At 75.5% G+C, this 16,063-nt stretch carries 13 protein-coding genes; all 13 read right to left on the bottom strand.

All coding sequences use genetic code 11. The features are described 5' to 3' along the window. Positions 1-34: 34 nt before the first annotated feature. The 13 genes from KVF89_RS05635 to KVF89_RS05705 all read right to left on the bottom strand — a co-directional run bounded on the left by KVF89_RS05635 (position 35) and on the right by KVF89_RS05705 (position 16,054). Entirely contained in the window at positions 35-1,183 is a 1,149-nt protein-coding gene (locus KVF89_RS05635; protein ID WP_257424119.1) for a cellulase family glycosylhydrolase, read from the bottom strand. Next, positions 1,180-1,989, bottom strand: coding sequence for a polysaccharide deacetylase family protein (locus tag KVF89_RS05640; RefSeq protein ID WP_257424121.1), 810 nt, complete (start codon positions 1,987-1,989; stop codon positions 1,180-1,182). Before KVF89_RS05640 ends, KVF89_RS05635 begins: the two co-directional genes overlap by 4 nt. Beyond that, positions 1,986-2,549: a hypothetical protein gene (locus tag KVF89_RS05645; RefSeq protein ID WP_257424122.1), complete on the bottom strand. Its 564-nt coding sequence runs from the start codon at positions 2,547-2,549 to the stop codon at positions 1,986-1,988. Before KVF89_RS05645 ends, KVF89_RS05640 begins: the two co-directional genes overlap by 4 nt. Next, positions 2,543-3,841, bottom strand: coding sequence for an O-antigen ligase family protein (locus tag KVF89_RS05650; RefSeq protein ID WP_257424485.1), 1,299 nt, complete (start codon positions 3,839-3,841; stop codon positions 2,543-2,545). The genes KVF89_RS05645 and KVF89_RS05650 overlap by 7 nt, the downstream gene beginning before the upstream one ends. Continuing rightward, a complete protein-coding gene (locus tag KVF89_RS29960) occupies positions 3,838-5,931 on the bottom strand; it encodes a glycosyltransferase (protein ID WP_273475550.1) in 2,094 nt (697 codons plus the stop codon). The genes KVF89_RS05650 and KVF89_RS29960 overlap by 4 nt, the downstream gene beginning before the upstream one ends. Continuing rightward, entirely contained in the window at positions 5,931-7,274 is a 1,344-nt protein-coding gene (locus tag KVF89_RS05670; RefSeq protein WP_257424123.1) for a tyrosine-protein kinase domain-containing protein, read from the bottom strand. Before KVF89_RS05670 ends, KVF89_RS29960 begins: the two co-directional genes overlap by 1 nt. Before the next feature lie 7 nt (positions 7,275-7,281). Next, entirely contained in the window at positions 7,282-8,331 is a 1,050-nt protein-coding gene (locus KVF89_RS05675; protein ID WP_257424125.1) for a glycosyltransferase family 4 protein, read from the bottom strand. Positions 8,332-8,347: 16 nt separating this feature from the next. Then, positions 8,348-9,043, bottom strand: coding sequence for a sugar transferase (locus KVF89_RS05680; RefSeq protein WP_257424127.1), 696 nt, complete (start codon positions 9,041-9,043; stop codon positions 8,348-8,350). 103 nt (positions 9,044-9,146) lie between these two features. After that, positions 9,147-10,529, bottom strand: a complete 1,383-nt coding sequence (locus KVF89_RS05685) for a GTPase (protein ID WP_257424129.1) — start codon at positions 10,527-10,529, stop codon at positions 9,147-9,149. Continuing rightward, positions 10,526-12,007, bottom strand: a complete 1,482-nt coding sequence (locus tag KVF89_RS05690) for a GTPase (RefSeq protein ID WP_257424132.1) — start codon at positions 12,005-12,007, stop codon at positions 10,526-10,528. The genes KVF89_RS05685 and KVF89_RS05690 overlap by 4 nt, the downstream gene beginning before the upstream one ends. After that, the gene (locus KVF89_RS05695) at positions 11,985-12,935 is read right to left on the bottom strand and encodes a coiled-coil domain-containing protein (protein WP_257424137.1); all 951 of its coding nucleotides are present in this window, start codon (positions 12,933-12,935) and stop codon (positions 11,985-11,987) included. The genes KVF89_RS05690 and KVF89_RS05695 overlap by 23 nt, the downstream gene beginning before the upstream one ends. 6 nt (positions 12,936-12,941) lie before the next feature. Beyond that, positions 12,942-13,331 carry an ATP synthase subunit B family protein gene (locus KVF89_RS05700; protein WP_257424139.1) on the bottom strand — a complete coding sequence of 130 codons (390 nt, stop codon included), beginning with the start codon at positions 13,329-13,331 and terminating at the stop codon, positions 12,942-12,944. Between the two features lie 119 nt (positions 13,332-13,450). Further along, complete coding sequence (locus KVF89_RS05705) at positions 13,451-16,054, bottom strand: CHAT domain-containing protein (RefSeq protein ID WP_257424142.1); 2,604 nt, start codon at positions 16,052-16,054, stop codon at positions 13,451-13,453. Between the last annotated feature and the right edge of the window lie 9 nt (positions 16,055-16,063).

The raw sequence follows: 16,063 nt of genomic DNA on the forward strand, positions 1-16,063 counted from the left end.
GCCGGTCGGGTCGGGGGTTGATCCATCACCGCGGTCATCGGCCGCGGGCCGCGTCCCGCAGCGCGCGCAGAGCCGGCTTCGGGCGGAGGCCGGGGTGCAGCAGGCCGAAGCCGTCCTGGTAGGTGTCCGTCGGGCCGTCGACGTCGCGGTACCAGATGATCGGTCCGACATAGGGGTACCTGGAGCGGACCAGCCGCACCGCGTCGCCGAGGTACGCCGCCTGCTGGCGCGGGGTGACCGACCGGTCCCACGGGTTGCCGTCGCTGTCCGGTCCCGAGGACCAGCCGAGCTCGGTGATCCAGATCTGCTTGTCGCCGTCGGCCCACTCCTCCATCACCGCCCGCACCGCCGGGGTGTGGGTGAGTCGCCAGACGGCGCCGACCGCCGGCGTGTCCGGCGGCGCGTCGCTCGGGCCGACGTAGGGATGGGTCGCCAGGACGTCGAAGCAGTCCTTCGCGCCGGCCTCGTAGGCCTGCCGGAGCCAGCCGTCGTCGTTGTACATGAGGCCGCCGAAGACGACGGGCGAGTCGTCGTACCGCTTGACCGCGGGGTAGGCCGCGCACAGCAGGCGGGTGTAGGTGGCCGGATCGGCGCCTTCGAAGAACACGGGGAAGTTCGGCTCGTTCCAGATCTCCCACGCGGCCACGTCGGCGCCCCAGCGGCGGGCCGCGGTCGCGATCGCGTCGGCGTAGTCCTCGACGTCGTCCGGCGGTGCGTAGGGACTGCCGCCGTCGCTCGCCCAGGCCGGGGACAGCCAGAGCGAGACGATGACCTGCAGGCCTCGCTCGCGGGCGCCGGTGAGGACGTCGTCGAGCAGGTCGACGTACCACCGCTCGAAGGGACCCGGCCCCTCCGGCTGGAGGGTCTGCCAGCCGACGTCGACGCGGACCCACCGCGCTCCCGCGCGCTGCAGGCGGTCCATGACGGCGATCGCGCGGTCGGCCCGGTCGCTGTGGTGGGCGGAGAGCTGGAAGCCGAGGTCGACGTCTCCGCCCGGAGCCCGGGACGTGGCCGGCTCCGGCGTGGGCGTCACCTCCGCCGTCGTCCCCACGCCCTGGCGCCCGGGATCCGGTTGGGCGCCGAGCGGCGAGGGTGCCGTGGAGCCGACGAGCAGCACGCCGACGACCCCGGCCACCGCCAGGATCGCGATCGCGGCCGTCGAGCGGCGCACCAGGCCGGTCATCGCGCACCCGCCGGGTCGGGGAGGTCGACTGTCCGCTCACGCGGGGCGCGGCCGAGGAGGTCGTGGACGACACGGCGTACTGCGGGCACGCGGCCGGACACGCGCCGCGCGCGGGGATACAGCGGATGGAGCTTGAGCCGGAAGGTGCGCATCGTGTCGACGGCGTTGACGTCGACGCGGCCGACGGCGAATCCGCCGTCGGCCTCGTGCACGGCGAAGGCCGTCTCATAGCCCGCGGCCCGCACCGCCGCACGCACCCGCGCGTCGTGGCTGCCGAACGGGAAGGCGAAGGAGGTCACGGGTCGGCCGAGCAGCTCGCCCAGCGCCCGACGGGCGCCGGCGGTCTGGCGCCGCAGCTCGTCGCCGGACACCCGGGTGAGGTCCCGGTGGTCGGTCCCGTGGGCTCCGACGGCCATGCCTCGACGGTCGACGGCCCGCAGCTCCTCGCCGCTCATCAGCGGGTGCCGGTGGCGCGGCTCCAGCCAGTCCGAGCAGCCGCCCACCAGAGCGGCGGGCACGTAGAGGACGCTCGGCACGCCGAACGACTCCAGGACCGGCGCGGCGTGCTCGCCGACGCCGACGTAGCCGTCGTCGAAGGTGATCAGCACCGACCGCGACGGCAGCGTGCCGGATCGTCGCCCCTCGACGAACGCCTGCTCCGACAACGGGACGAAGCCCTCCTCGAGGAGGTGCTCGATCTGGGCCCGGAAGGCATCCGGCGTCACGAACATGGCGTACGGATCGCGATCCTCGGGCACCCGGTCGACCCCGTGGTACATCAGGACCAGGGGCGCACGGCGGCTCATGGCGTCCGCTCCCGGATCCGGTACAGGCCACCGGCCAGCAGCAGCGCCGCGACAGCCACGAGCGCGGCGAAGTAGAGGTGGCGCGGCGGGCCGGACGTGACCCCCGCCGTGCCGGCACGGACGGCCACGACCACCTGGGCCATCTGGTCGACCCCACCGAGCTCCTCGGCCCGCTCGGCAAGGCCGTTGGCGACCTCGACCGCGATGTCCCGGTTCGTGGAGGACACCGCGATCCTGATCGTCGCGGTGCCCGGGTCCCGGGTGGCGGTGGCCTCGACCCGCGGGGGCCGGTCGGGCGCGACCGACGCGAGAACGGCGGCCGCGGACTCCTTCGCGCCGAGGGTCACGCTGAACTCGTGCGCCTGCATCTCGATGCTGTCGGCGGACTGCTCGGCGGTCAGCGGCCGGAGGGCCACCGCGCTGGTGGCTGTGTAGGTCGTCGGCACCAGCAGGATCAGCTGCGCGCCGAGGGTGACCAGCAGGGCCAGCCCTCCGACGAGCAGGCCGATGGTCCGCCACCGGTCGCCGAGTCGCTGCACCTCATGTGTGGTGGTCAACATGTCACGGGGACCCACTTCCTCCGGTTCGTCGTTGTGTCGTGGCCGGCGGCGTAGCGCGTGAGCGGGACGGTCTCCGCCACGACGGCCAGGCCGAGGAGCGTCCAGACCAGGCCGGACACGATCGGGTTGCGCAGGGGCATGTCGAAGCCGCCGTGGACCGCCACCGCGGCGAGGCCGGCGATGACCGCGATGCTGCGGATCCGCAGCACCCGGACGGCAGGATCCGCCTGCTGCGGCGACAGGACGTGGCGACGGACCGCGAGGACGCAGCCCGCCACGACCACGATCCCGAGAGCGGCACCGACGACACCGCGGTCGGCCAGGACCGTGAGCAGCAGGTTGTGCGGGTGCTCCGGGGGCTGCGCGGCCACGGCGCTCACCGAGTCGGTGGCCGCCGAGCGGAAGCCGCCGGGACCGACCCCCAGCCAGGGATGATCGGCGGCCTGGCGCCACGCCTCCGCCCACACCAGCGGGCGGTCGTCGTACTGGTTCTGGGTGGGGTCGCCGAGGGTGCGGATCCGGGCGCCGACCACCCCCAGGACCGGTACGCCGACGGGCGCGACGAGTGCGGCACCACAGATCGCGGCGGCGGCCAGCCCGATCGCCAGCAGCGCCCGGCGCAGGGCCGGCTCACAGGCCGCCAGGCACACGAACGACGCCAGCGCGCCGATCCAGGCCCCCCGGGACATGCTCAGGACGCAGGCCACGGCGAGGCTGGCCGTGGCCGCGGAGAGGAGCGCGGCGCGACGCCACGACGAGCTCGTCACGACACAGGCGAGCGCCACCGGGAGCAGCGCCGCGCAGAAGATCCCCAGCTCGTTGGGCTGGGAGAACGGCCCGGTCAGACGCCCGTTGACGACATTGCCGGCCTCCGCCGCCTGGAGGCGGCCGACCGACACGAGGGCCGACGCCGCGGTCACCCCGCCCACGATCACCAGCAGCTCCAGGCCGGCGAGATCCTCGCCGGGCCGGTGGGCGAGTGCCACGGCCAGCGCGTAGCACGTCGTGATCGCCGAGCCGACGACGAGCGGGACCGATCGGGACGGGTCGACGCCGTCGGCTCCCGACACGACGCCGGAGACCAGGCCGAGGCCGCACCCGATCAGGACGACCGAGCCCGGGATCCGTGCTCCGCGCACGACCACCTGATGGAGGGCCAGCGCCGCCGGCACCAGCATCGCGACGTGGACCAGCCGCATCCCCAGCACGGGGACTGACGTGTCCCCGAACGGCAGCAGCACGACCACGGCCACCACGCCCGCCCGGAGCGCCCAGGGACGCGACGCGGTCATCGCCGCCCTCGCGCGCCCGCGGCGACGGCGGACAGGGCGCCCCACGCCTTCGCCAGGTCCCGGGCGGCCGCGACGGGCGGCACGAGCACGGTCGCGGCGAGGGGGCGCGGGCCGCGGGCAGCACGGACCGCGGGCAGCGACAGGTAGGCGGCCGCACCGGCCGCCACCACCGCCCGCGAGGTCCGGCCGCCGCGGGCGAGGAGCACCGCGCCCACGCCGTACGACGCCGCGCGGGCCAGGTCCCGGCCGAGGAGCCGTCGATCGAGCGAGTGACCGCTGCCCTCGCCGTAGCGGCGGAACATGCGCAGGTTCGCCAGCAGCGTCGGCCGCTGGGCCCAGGCGACCTCGGCGTCGCGGACCATCCGCGCCCGGTGGCCGGCCGCGACGATGCTCCGCCCGAAGAGGACGTCCTCGCCGGTGGCGAGGTGCTCGGGGAAGCCGCCCGCGTCCGCCCAGGCCCGACGAGTGAAGGCGACCGAGCGGCCCGTCGGCATCGACGGGTCGAAGCTGCGGCCGAAGAGGCGGCCGTAGGCGCGGACGCCCGGGCCGGGCCGGGCGAGCTCGTCGATCGACGGGTAGCCGACGGCGGCCAGGGCGAGCTCCCAGGGCTTGTCGGCGACCACGCGGTAGGTGCCGGTCCACAGGCCCACGTCCGGGTGCCGGTCGGAGGCGGCGCGCAGCGCGGCCAGCCAGCCGGGCGTGGGCACGCAGCCGGCGTCGGTGCAGGCGATGGTGTCGTGGCGGGCAAGGCCGATGCCGACGTTGCGGCCACGGGAGATGCCGGCGCCGGGCCGGACGACCAGCCGGATCCGGGAGTCCGCCTCCGCGGCGCGCCGCGCCACCTCGGCCGTGCCGTCGGTCGAGCCACCGTCGACGACGACCAGCTCGTCGTCCTGCGCCAGCTGGGGCACGAGGGCGGTCAGCAGCTCGGTGAGTCCCTGCTCGTCGTCGAGCACCGTGGTCACCACGCTCATCGGAGCCGCGGCGCGGTGGCCGGCACCCGGGCGGTGCACGAGCAGCGCCAGGAAGTCGGCCAGCCGCTCGCCGGCCACGTCGGCGGTGGGGAAGTCCTGGGCCCGCCGGCGGGCGGCACGGCCGGTGCGGCGGCGCACCTCGGCGTCGGCCAGGGTCGCGAGGGCGGCGGCGACGTCGGCGGGCCGCTCGACCCGCACGGGGAGGCCGCCTGCCGCGGCGATGTCGTCGACCGGCGGCACGGCCACGACCGGCACCCCGCCGGTCAGCGCCTCCAGCGCGGACATCCCGAAGGCCTCCCGCAGCCAGGGCTCGGCCGCCGTGGGCTTGGTGAGCACCGCGAGGGCGTCGAACGCGGACACGACCCGGGCGACGTCGGGCACCTCGCCGAGGAACCGGACCCGTTCGGCCACGCCGAGCTCGGCCGCGATCTTGACCAACCGGTCCTGCTCGTCCGGCTCCGCCGGGTCGGTGACGCCGGCGACGACGAGCTCCCACGCGGCGGCGCCGGGCAGCGCCAACGCCCGCACGGCGTCCTCGATGCCCTTGTGACGGACGATCCGGGCCGCCATGCCGAGCACCAGCTCGCCCGGAGCGGGATCGATGCCGAGGACGGCCCGGGCCTCCGCGGCCGGCATCGGCTCGGGCATCCGGGGCGGGTTGACCACCGTGCCGGCGCGGGGGGTCCTCCCCTCGAGCAGCCACGAGCTGGTGGCGACCTGCCCCTGGGTCAGCCGGTCGAGCAGCCCGACGAGCGCACCGCCGTACGACGCGTCGTGGCGGACCCAGACGACGGGGATCCCTCCGGGACGCGCCGCGACGGTCGCGACCAGACCGGCCTTGACCCCGTGGGCCAGCACGACGTCGGGCCGGGTGCGTGCCAGCACCCGGCGCAGCCGCCAGGCGGCCCTCGCGAGCCGGGTGACGGACCTCCCTGCCGGCACCGTAGCGACCGGCCAGCCGCGTCCGGCCCAGGCCGCGGTCGTCGCACCCGCCCCGAGGCCGACGGCCGTGACGCTGAGCCGGTCCGTGGCGTCCGCGAGATGCAGCTGCCAGCGCTCGGCGCCACCGAGCACGCCGCCCTGCTGGACGACGGCCACCCGCAGACCCGGACGCATCAGACCTCGCTGACCCGGCGCCGGCGCGGCGCGCGGACGCCGACCAGGATGCTGCCGAGGATCCGCAGCTGGATGTCCCGCAGGTGCTCGGCCGCCCGCTGCACCGTGCGCGGGTGGACGGATCCGGACGGCACGGTCAGCAGGAGCGCACCGTGGATCGCCATGATCCGCGCGTCCTCGGACGACGCGACGGGAGCGGCGTGGACGAGGACGACGTCGTAGGCGCCCTCGGTGCTCTCCAGGAGTCCGTCGAACCTCATCTCCAGCAGGCTGGGCGGCGCCAGGTGCGCCTGTCCGACGGAGAGGAGGTCGACGTTCTCCGTCGGCCCCTCCCGGACCGCGTCCACCAGGTCGAGCTCGCCGGCGAGCACGTCGTACAGCCCCGGCTCCCCACCCGGCGCCTGCAGCGCCGGGTGGATCTCGGGGTCGCCGCTCGTGTCCACCACGAGGACCCGGTGGCCGACCTCGGCGAGGGCGACGGCGAGGTTGACCTCGATCCAGCCGGCCCACGGGTCCGAGGTGCCGGCCGAGGTCACGACGAGGAGCCGGCTCGGGTCCTCGGCGCTCGCGAACTCCACCGCGATGCGCAGGGCGCGGATCGACTGGAACTCCGGCGCCCAGTAGTCGATGGCCCCCGACTGCCGGGGATCGGCGGGCCTCGGGATCACGCCCAGCACCGGGGTGTCGGCGAGCTCGCCCATCTCCTCGGCGTCGCTCACCGTGCGGAACAGCCGGTCGACGACGACGGCGGCCACGATCGCGAGGAGGAACGCCAGCACCAGACCGGCCAGGGCCGCCACCGGGACGTTCGGCGAGCTCGGCTCGTCCGGGACCACCGCCTCCTCGGTGACGTGGTAGTTGAAGGCACCGCCGGCGGGATCGTCGGAGGGCAGCAGCTCGACGATCAGGTTCGCCGTCCGGGCCGCCCGCTCGGCGTCGGTGTCGGTCACCGAGACCTGGACGATCACGGTGCCGTCGACCACCGCGCCCTCGACGTCGTCACGCAACTGGTCGGCGGACCTGCCCGGCACCTGGTCCGCGACCTCCTCGAGGAGCGGCCAGGACCTCCCGATGTCGGCGATCGTGCCGAGCAGATCGGTGTAGTCGACCGTGGACGGCGGCAGGTCCGGGCGGGGGGTCACGGCGATCCGCGCCGACGCGGTGTACTCGCGGTCGGTGAGGACCAGTCCGGCGGCGACGCCGTTCGCCACCAGGACCACGACGAGCGCGACGATCCAGCGGCGGCGCCACAGCAGGGCACCGAGGGCGCGGGCACTCCCCCGGACCGCGGACGGCTCCGGGCGGTCGACGTACTCCGCGGGGACAGCGTGGGTGGTGGACATCTGGTTCCTATCTGAGCCTGGAGCTTTGGACGAGATCCGGGGTGGCGAGCCCGTAGGCGGCGGTCAGGCGATCGCGCTGGCGGCGAAGCGTGTGGCCGGCGGCGAAGTGCAGCGAGCGCTGCTGCTCCGCCGACCACAGGTCGGGGTCGCGGAGCCGGCCGATCCGGTCCGCGAGGTCGGCCGCCGTCCGCGTCGCACCGGGCACGTCGAGGCTGAGAAGCCCGGGGATGCCGCGGACGACGAGGGGCAGGCCGAGGGCGGCGGCCTCGAGGATGCTGATCGGCGCGCCTTCCCACGCGGCGGTGTGCACATAGACGTGGGCCCGGCTCAGGCGCTCCAGGACCTGGGTCCGCGGGAGCCAGCCCGCGACCGAGACGCCGTGGGCACGCAGCGTCCGCTCGGCGTCTCGGTCGCCTCCGCCCAGCCATTCCCACTCGACGTGGCAGCCGAGCACGTCCTCGAGATAGCCCTTGGCCCGCAGGAGGTACGGCCAGTCCTTCTGCGGTCCGATCCGCCCGACGGTGACCACCCGCAGGTCCGGGGAGAACCGGGCGCGCAGGTCCGGTACGTCGAGCGCCCGGTTGGGGACGGTCACGACCCGCCGGTGCCCCAGGGCACGGGCGAGGGCCGCCTCGCGGGGTGAGCAGGCGACCAGCACCGCCGTGCGTCCGGCCAGCGATCGCTCGATCCGGCGCACGCCGGCGCGGGTCGCCGCACCGAGGTCCTGCCGCTCGAACGCGAAGCAGTGGGGGCTGTAGGCGACGTCCACCGCGGGGTTGAGGATCCGGGCCAGCAGGCCGGCGTACGACGAGTGCGCGTGCACCTGGTCGGGGCCGAGGCCGTGGACCAGGTCGTCCGCGGCCCGGAGCGCCTGGGGCAGCGGACGGCGCAGCTCGTGGACGCCGCTGAACGCGTCCAACCGGTCACCGGTGTCCGCATGGGACCGTCGCGGCCAGACCGCGACGTGGTGCTCGACCGCGGGCGTCGCGTCGACCATGGCGAGCACCGAGCTCAGCACCCCGCCCCCGAGGGACTCGATCAGGTGGAGGACACGCATCGTCAGGCTCCGATCCTCAGTAGGCGCCGCGGCCGCGGACGACCGCCGGCAGGGTGCGGAGGAGGATCTCGAGATCGAGGCGCAGCGAGCGGGACGCGACGTAGTGCAGGTCCATCGCGACCGCGTCCTCCCAGGCGAGGTCGCTGCGGCCGCTCACCTGGCTGATGCCCGTGATGCCGGGGCGGACCGCGTGGCGGTGGTGGTCGCGGTCCGCGAACCGCGCCACCTCCGCGGGAGTCGTCGGCCGGGGCCCGACCAGGGCCATGGTGCCGTTGAGCACGTTCCACAGCTGCGGCAGCTCGTCGAGCGAGAAGCGGCGCAGTACCCGCCCCACCCGCGTGACGCGCGGGTCGGCGTGGATCTTGGTGAGCGGGCCGGACCCGTCGTTGCGCTGCGCGAAGAGCGCAGCGGCCTGGACCTCCGCGTCGCGACGCATCGTGCGGAACTTGACGATCTCGAACGGCCGGCCGCCGACACCCACGCGACGCTGCCGGTAGAGCACCGGCCCGCGGCTGGTGCCCGCCACCAGGAGCGCCACGACGACCAGCACCGGCAGGAGCGCCACGAGGAGGCCGGTCGCGACGGTCAGCTCGATGAGTCGTCGGACCCGGCCGTGCGCGACCGCCTCGACGACGGGCGCGTCGGCCGGCGCCTCGACGAGGGCCTGGACCGGCGCCGTCGGCAGGTCGAGCGGGACGCGCGCGACGCTCATCGCTCGCTCCGTCCGTCACTGGTGGTCTTCACACCTCACTGGTGCGGGGAGCGGGCGGTTTGATCCACCCCCTGCCGAGAAGTCGGCACGGATTCAGGCAGCCTCAGCCCCGAGCGGTGCGCAGGCCGCGCTCGAAGCGCGCGTACGACGCCAGCTCGCGCCGCGCCGGAGCGAGCACGTGCTCGCGCACGACCCGGGTGACCACCTCGCGGCAGCCGTCGTCGACCTGGTCGGCACGCGCGGCACCGCGCGGGGCGGCACGCCGGGTCAGCACACCTGCCCCCGTGACGGCAGCCACGAGGAGGCCACCGGCGACGAGCGCGACCGTCGGCGGGAGGACGCCGGTCGCCCAGGACGCCGCGACCGCGACCGCCATGAGGACGGCGGCGAGTGCCACGACCCCACGCGCTCCGATCCGCATCGGCCGCGCAGCCGGGGCGGGGAGTGCGGCGAGCTCGGCGTCGAGCCGGTCGTCGGTGTCGCCGAGCCGCTGGGTGACGGCCGTCCGGACCGCGCGCCCCCAGCCGGGGGCCAGGTCACGGCACAGGCGGTCGACGAGACCGCGGACGGCGTTGTCGACGGTGGGCCGGTCGACCGGTCCACGGCGGGCCGGTGGACGCCCGGCGGCGTCGGCCACCCGGCGCTCGAGGTCGGCGACCCACACGTCGGGCACCGGGTACGGCGCGCGGCCGGCCGCCTCCTCGAGCCGGGCCACGGCCGAGCGGATGTCCGCGTCGATGCGCAGGACGGTGTTCTGCTTCTCCTGGACGCGCCGGGTGATCGCCCGGCGCAGGTCGTCGATCCCCGTACCGTGCCGGGCGCTGGTCGCCAGGATCCGCGGGTCGCGGATCCCGTCGGCGACGAGGAGCTTCCGGAGATCGGCGAGCATGCTCCGCCGACGGTCCTCGGGGACCGTGTCGATGTGGTTGAGGACCACCATCGTCACCGCCCGGTGACCGGCCAGCGGCTGGAGGAACTCGCGGTGGATCGCGGCGTCGGCGTACTTCTGCGGGTCGACGACCCAGACCAGGACGTCCGCGAGCTCCACCACCCGCCGTGCCTCCTCGTGGTGGGCGGCCTCGATCGAGTCGTGGTCGGGCAGGTCGAGGAGGACCAGGCCCTCGGGGAGCCGTGCGGGTGACGCCGGCGACCCGTGCCGGTGACGGTCGGCGGCCCGGATGCCGAGCCAGGTGAGCATCTCGTCCGGATCGTCGTCGCCCCGGACCAGCGCCTGGGCGGTCGCGGTCGTCGGGCGCCGGGCACCGGAGGTCGAGATCTCGGCGCCGGCGAGGGCGTTGAAGAGCGTCGACTTGCCGGAGCCGGTCGCTCCGGCGATCGCCACGACCGTGTGCCGCTCCGAGAGCCGCAACCGGCCGCTCGACCGGTCGGCACCGGCCCGGATGTCGTCGAGGAGCGCCTGGTCGAGGCGGCCTTCGGCGGCGTCCGCGGCCGTGCGGAGGCCCTCGATCCGTGCCTGGAGATTCATCCGATCGGGCCTCTCGTCTCGTGCCGGGCCAGCGCCCGGGCAGCATGGTCGGCGGCGACACGCAGCTGGTCCGACGCGTCCGGTGCGAGGGTCCGGTCCAGGACGGGACGGAGGTAGCGGTCCCGGTCCGCGGTGAGCAGCGCCGCGAGCGCGTCGCCGAGGAGGGTCGAGGTGCCGACGGCATCCGCCTCCGGGGAGTCGGTCCGCCGGCGAGCGCCGCGGATCGCCGTACGGGCGCGGTGGCCCAGGCCCTTCCCGGGGCGGCTGAGGTCCTCGGTGCTCCAGTCGAGCAGGGCGCTGCCGTGCGCCGTGGCACGCAGCTCGGCGCTGGCCCGCTCGGCCGCCCGCCAGGCGTGGTCGAGGAGCAGGCCCTCCAGGGCGAGGTCGACGGCGAGGTCGGTCCGGTCCATGCCGTCGTCCGGACCAGGACTCCGGACCGGGGTGCGGGTGTCGAGGCCGGCGAGGAGCTCGGGCAGGGCGCTCGCCAGGGCGTCCAGCTCTGCGGCGTAGACCCGGTCGGCGACGGTCAGGAGCTCGCCGATCGCGTCCACCTGCCGTGCCGCCGCCTCCGCGACCGCGGCGGCGACGGTGACCGCGCGTCGAACGGCCCCGGTGACCGTCTGCTCGGCCTCCGCCGTCCGCGCCGCGCTGTCGGCGGCGAGCGCGTCCAGCCAGGTGCGCATCGGGCGCACCAGCGCCCGGGGCAGCAGGGCGGGGTCGTCGAGCTCTGCCTGCTCGACGAGGAAGACACGCTCGCCGGTCACGTCCCTGGCCCCGGCCATCCGGCGGAGGTCGGGGACGACGGTGGCGTGGTCGGCGGCCGGGATCCGGTTCAGCACGATGGCGACCGAGGTGCCGCGCTCCACCGCGAGGTCGAGGTGCTGCCAGGACAGCCGGTCGGAGTAGCGCGCCGCCGAGGTCACGAACAGCAGGAGGTCCGCTGCGGCGATGAGCTTCGCCGCCAGCGCCCGGTTGTCGTCGTCGACCGAGTCGAAGTCGGGGGCGTCCAGGATCGCGATCCCACGGGGCACCGTGGGCGAGGCGACCAGCTGGACACACCCCCGGTCGCCGGCCGCCCGGGTGACGCGACGCAGTCCCGGGAGGATCCGGTCGTCCCGGAACCACGACCGGTCGCCGGGGTGGTGGACCAGTACCGGGGAGCGGGTGGTCGGGCGCAGCAGGCCCGGCGTCGTCACCACGCGCCCGGCCAGGCTGTTGACGAGCGTCGACTTGCCGGCGCCCGTGGGGCCGCCGACGACGACCAGCACGGGCGCCGTCCGCTCCGCCAGCCGCGGCAGCACGTGGTCGGCGAACTGCTCGATCGTGCGCGTGCGCTCGACGCGCACGTCCTCGACCCCGGGGAGGTTCAGTGGCAGCCGAGCCTCGGCCAGCGTTCGCTGCAGTGCCGTCGCGGCGGCCAGGAGGCGCTCGGTCGCGACCGGCGCGGGCCGGGTCTCAATGACCGCTGGCGCGACCATGGTGCCCCTGGCGCCGGAACATGGAGCCGAGCTGTCGGTCCGGCTCGGTGAGCTCGTCGGACGCGCTCACGACGTCCTCCGACGGGAACGGGTCCTCGGCGTCGAGCTCGACGGCGTCCGACGCCTCGTCGTCCAGGTCCCCGGCACCGAGGTCCTCGGCACCAAGGTCCTGGTCGCCGAGGTCCTCGGCGACCGGCCCCTGCTCCGGGGCCTCGTCCGGGTCCTCGGCGACCAGGTCCCCGGGCTCCGGCTCCGGGGCGGGGTTCTCGGCGAGCAGCCGCTCCATCGCCGTACCTGCGTCCTGGAGCCGGGACCGGACGGCCGACGCAGCCGCGGTCAGGTCCGTGATCGCCTCCCCCACCTCCTCGCCGAGCTCGCTCGCGCGCTCGAGGACCAGGCGCGCCTCGGTCCTGATCGCCTCGGCGTCGCGCTGCGCTCCCTCGGCCGCCTCGGCGACGTAGCGCCGGGCGGTCTCCTCCGCCTCGGCCATCGAGGTCCGCAGTGCCTCGGCCCGGATGGTGTCGGCGTCGCGGCGCGCGGACGCGGCCAGGTCGGCCGCGAGGGCGTCGACCTTGGCTCGCTGTGCGGCGGCCCAGCCGGCGACCTCCTGCCGCGTGCGCTCGGCGGCGTCGCGCGCCTCGAGGACGATGCGCTCGGCCTCCTCGCTCGCCTCCTCACGGGCCTGGCTGGCCAAGGTGAGCATGGCCTGGGCCTCGCGGTGGGCGCCGCGGGTGGCTCGCAGGGTCGCGGCGTGCTCCTCCGCGTCGGCGGCCACCGTCGCCACGTCCGGCTCCGCCGCGGGCGAGCCGGGCGGCTGCAGGGCGGACAGCACCTGGTCGAAGGCACGGGCGGCCTCGTCGCCGGTGGACTCGGGGGGTGCGTCCGCCTGCGGCTCACCCTCTGCTGCGGACCGGGATCGACTGAACATGTCCCACTAGTGCTCCACGTCGGGCGATTGATCCGGCACGACGCGAATCCGTTCTCGACGGGCCGACCCCGCGGCACGCTCCTGCACCCGGATCGACTCGCGCGCGGCCGCCACCAGCCGCTCTCCCTCGTCGATCGCCTCGACGACGATCCGCTGCGCCTCCCGGTCGGCCTCGGACAGCTTGGCGGTCACGAGCCGCACCACCGTGGTCCGCAGCCGTTGTGCCTCGCCGGCCACGAGACCGAGCAGGTGGTGGGCGTCGGCATGGTCCGCCGAGCCACCGCTCGCGAGCCGGTCGATCAAGGCGTCGATCTCCAGGTGGGGGAAGGTCGGCGGCCAGACGGCTCCTCCCTGGTCCCCGTCCTCCGCCCCCTCCGAGGCCGATCGCCCGTCCATCGGTTGAACCACGTCCGAACCACTCCCTCTCGTGCTGCGCACGACCCTCGACCACCGGCACTCGGCGCCGTCGCGGCGCCCGGATGACTGGTGCTGTGGGGACCGGGATTGATCCGTCGTCACCGAGGCGCGTCGGTCCGGCCCACGAAGCGGAACGCCCCCCAGTAGTAGGGATGCGGGTAGCGCCGGGCCACCTGTCGCCGGGCCTGGCGGAGGGCCGTGGACGGTGCCGCGCCGGCCGCGAGGGCTCGGTAGAAGTGGGTCATCAGCTCGAGCGTCACCTCGTCGTCCACGACCCACAACGCCGCCACCACGCCGCGGGCACCGGCGGCGAGGCACGCCGACACCAGCCCGACGGGCTCGCTGGTGTGGTCGGAGGAGCGCCCCGAGCTGCAGGCGCTCAACACCACGACCGCGCCGTCGAGGGCGGGCGTCCCGGTCGCGATGTCCCGGGCCCGGAGCCAGCCGTCGGCGAGCCGGAGACCCGACGACAGCGGATCGTCCTGGTGGAAGACCCCGTGACAGGCGAGGTGCACCACGTCGGCTCCCGCCGAACGACGCACGAGTGCGCCCCTCGTGGCCTCGCCCGCGACGAGCACCTGCGCCGTGGGGAGGAACCGGAGGATCATCTCGGCCTCCCTCGTGATGGAGGGAGCATTGTCGTCCGGTACGGCGAGCACGAGGGCCGTCAGCTCGGGAGCCTCCGAGGGCACCCGCTCGGGCGGGAGCAGCGGCCGGGCGAGACTCGCGTACCACGGCCCGACCTCGTCGAGCAGCGCGTCGAACGGCACCGCGTGCAGATGACGGTGCCCCACCACGTGGAGCTCGTCGTCGAGGTCGGCCAGCAGCTCCACGACGGGCGCGAGCAGGAGGTCGAAGAGTCCGTCCAGCGCCGCCGAGGAGGTGAACCCGGGGTGATCGCGGCCGCCCGGGGCCATCAAGGTGCACTCCTGCTGCCAGGCGTTGACGAGGCGTCGGGTGCTCTCGCCCGTCCGCGACAGCACCCGCGCATCGACGTGGCCGTCGCGGACGACGAACACCACGATGTCGTCCCCGGCGACGTAGTACTCGATGAGCGAGCCGTCGGGGACGGCCGGCAGCGCCTCGTCGACGTCGTCGGCCACGACCGTGATCGGCGCGACGGCGTCCGACAGCAGACGCTCCAGACGACGGCCACCGTCGCCCCGAGCGCCGTCGCTCCGCGCTCCGACGGCCCCCGCGGCGCGCTGCGGATCGACCATGACCGCCTTCGCCGCACGCGCGCGACGCAGCGCCTCGACCCGGCCGGCGTGGTCGCCGCGCTCGAGCAGCAGCAGGATCAGCTCCTCGGTCGCCTCCGTGAGGGACGGGCACACGACGCTCCCGCGATGGCCGAGCCGCTGCGCCCATCCCCTGCCCACACTCAGCACGCGGTGCAGCGACGCGACCGCCTGCGCGACCTGCCCGGTGCGGCGCTCATGACGCGCCCGGGCGAGGAGTACGTCGGCCCGCAGCTCGGGAGTCCCGACGCCCGCGGCGCGCGCGGCGGCGGCGTCCAGCAGGGCGGCCGCGGCGTCCGGCTCCGCGACGCGGGCCGCCAGCACGCGGGCCCGCACGGTGACGAACGCCGGCGTGTCGTCGACCTCCGCGGCGACGACCCGGTCGCAGATCGCGCGGCAGGTCTCCGGCTCCCCGAGTGCCCAGGCGACCTCGGCCTGGAGCAGCCAGGTGTGCATCCGCATCAGCCGGCTGCCGCAGTCACCGAAGAGTCGCTCCGCCACCTCGAGCTCCGAGGCCGCCGCCCGTCGCCGGCCCCAGGCGAGGGACGCCCGGGCACAGGCGAGGGCTGCGCGCGCGGAGCACTCCACCGCGCCGATCTCCATGAACACCTCCTCGGCGGCGCAGGCCTCCGCGTGCGCCTCCGCGGCGAACCCGGAGCGCAGCAACGCGTCCGAGCGGACGAGGGCGTGGAGCGCCACGTGCCACCGCGTGCCGGGGAGCTCGGGAGCCAGGCAGTCCAGCACGTCGAGGGCGCGCGCGACCTGTCCCGTCGCGGAGAACGCCTCGGCGACGAGCGCCGCCGCGGCCGCGGCGCGGGGGCCCTGGCCGGAGGCCTGGTAGGACACCCGGGCCCGGTTCAGCTCCAGCAGCGCGTTGTGCATGAGTCCCGCGTCCAGTGCCGCCCGGCCTCGGCTGAGCTGCACCTGGGCGATGCTGTCGGAGTCGCCCAGCGCCCCGAAGAGGTTCTCGGCCGCGTCGTACTGCCGCAGTGCGGCCGAGACCTGGCCCCGGCCGGCACGGGCGTCGGCGAGCTGGCGCTGGACCAGCGCGCCGAGGCGCGCGACCCCGGCGTCCTCGTGGGGCACCCGGCCCAGCTCGGCCTGCAGCCGCTTCAGGCCGGCCTCGGCCGCCTCGAACTCGCCCACGAGCAGCTGCACCTGCGTCACGCCGACGGCGGCCCGCACCGCCTCGACGGACCGGTCTGCGGCGAGCCAGTTGCGCCGCGCGTTGCGATAGGCGGAGGCCGCGGCCCCGAGCTCCCCGTCGGCGACCGCGAGGTCGCCACGGACCATGTTGATCCACGCCAACCGGCCGGCGTCGCGCTGCCCGTTCAGTCCGGCCTCGGCGCACTCGATCAGCGCGCGACACCGCTCGGCGTCCCGGTTCAGCCAGCTCTCCGCCTCCCTGATCAGCTCGTCGATCTCCGCCGTGGCACCGGCCGCGGCGTGTTTCGCGATGCTCATGTCCGCGCG

Origin of the sequence: Nocardioides carbamazepini, assembly GCF_024614185.1 — a bacterium.
In the GTDB taxonomy this organism is placed as follows: Bacteria; Actinomycetota; Actinomycetes; order Propionibacteriales; family Nocardioidaceae; genus Nocardioides; species Nocardioides carbamazepini.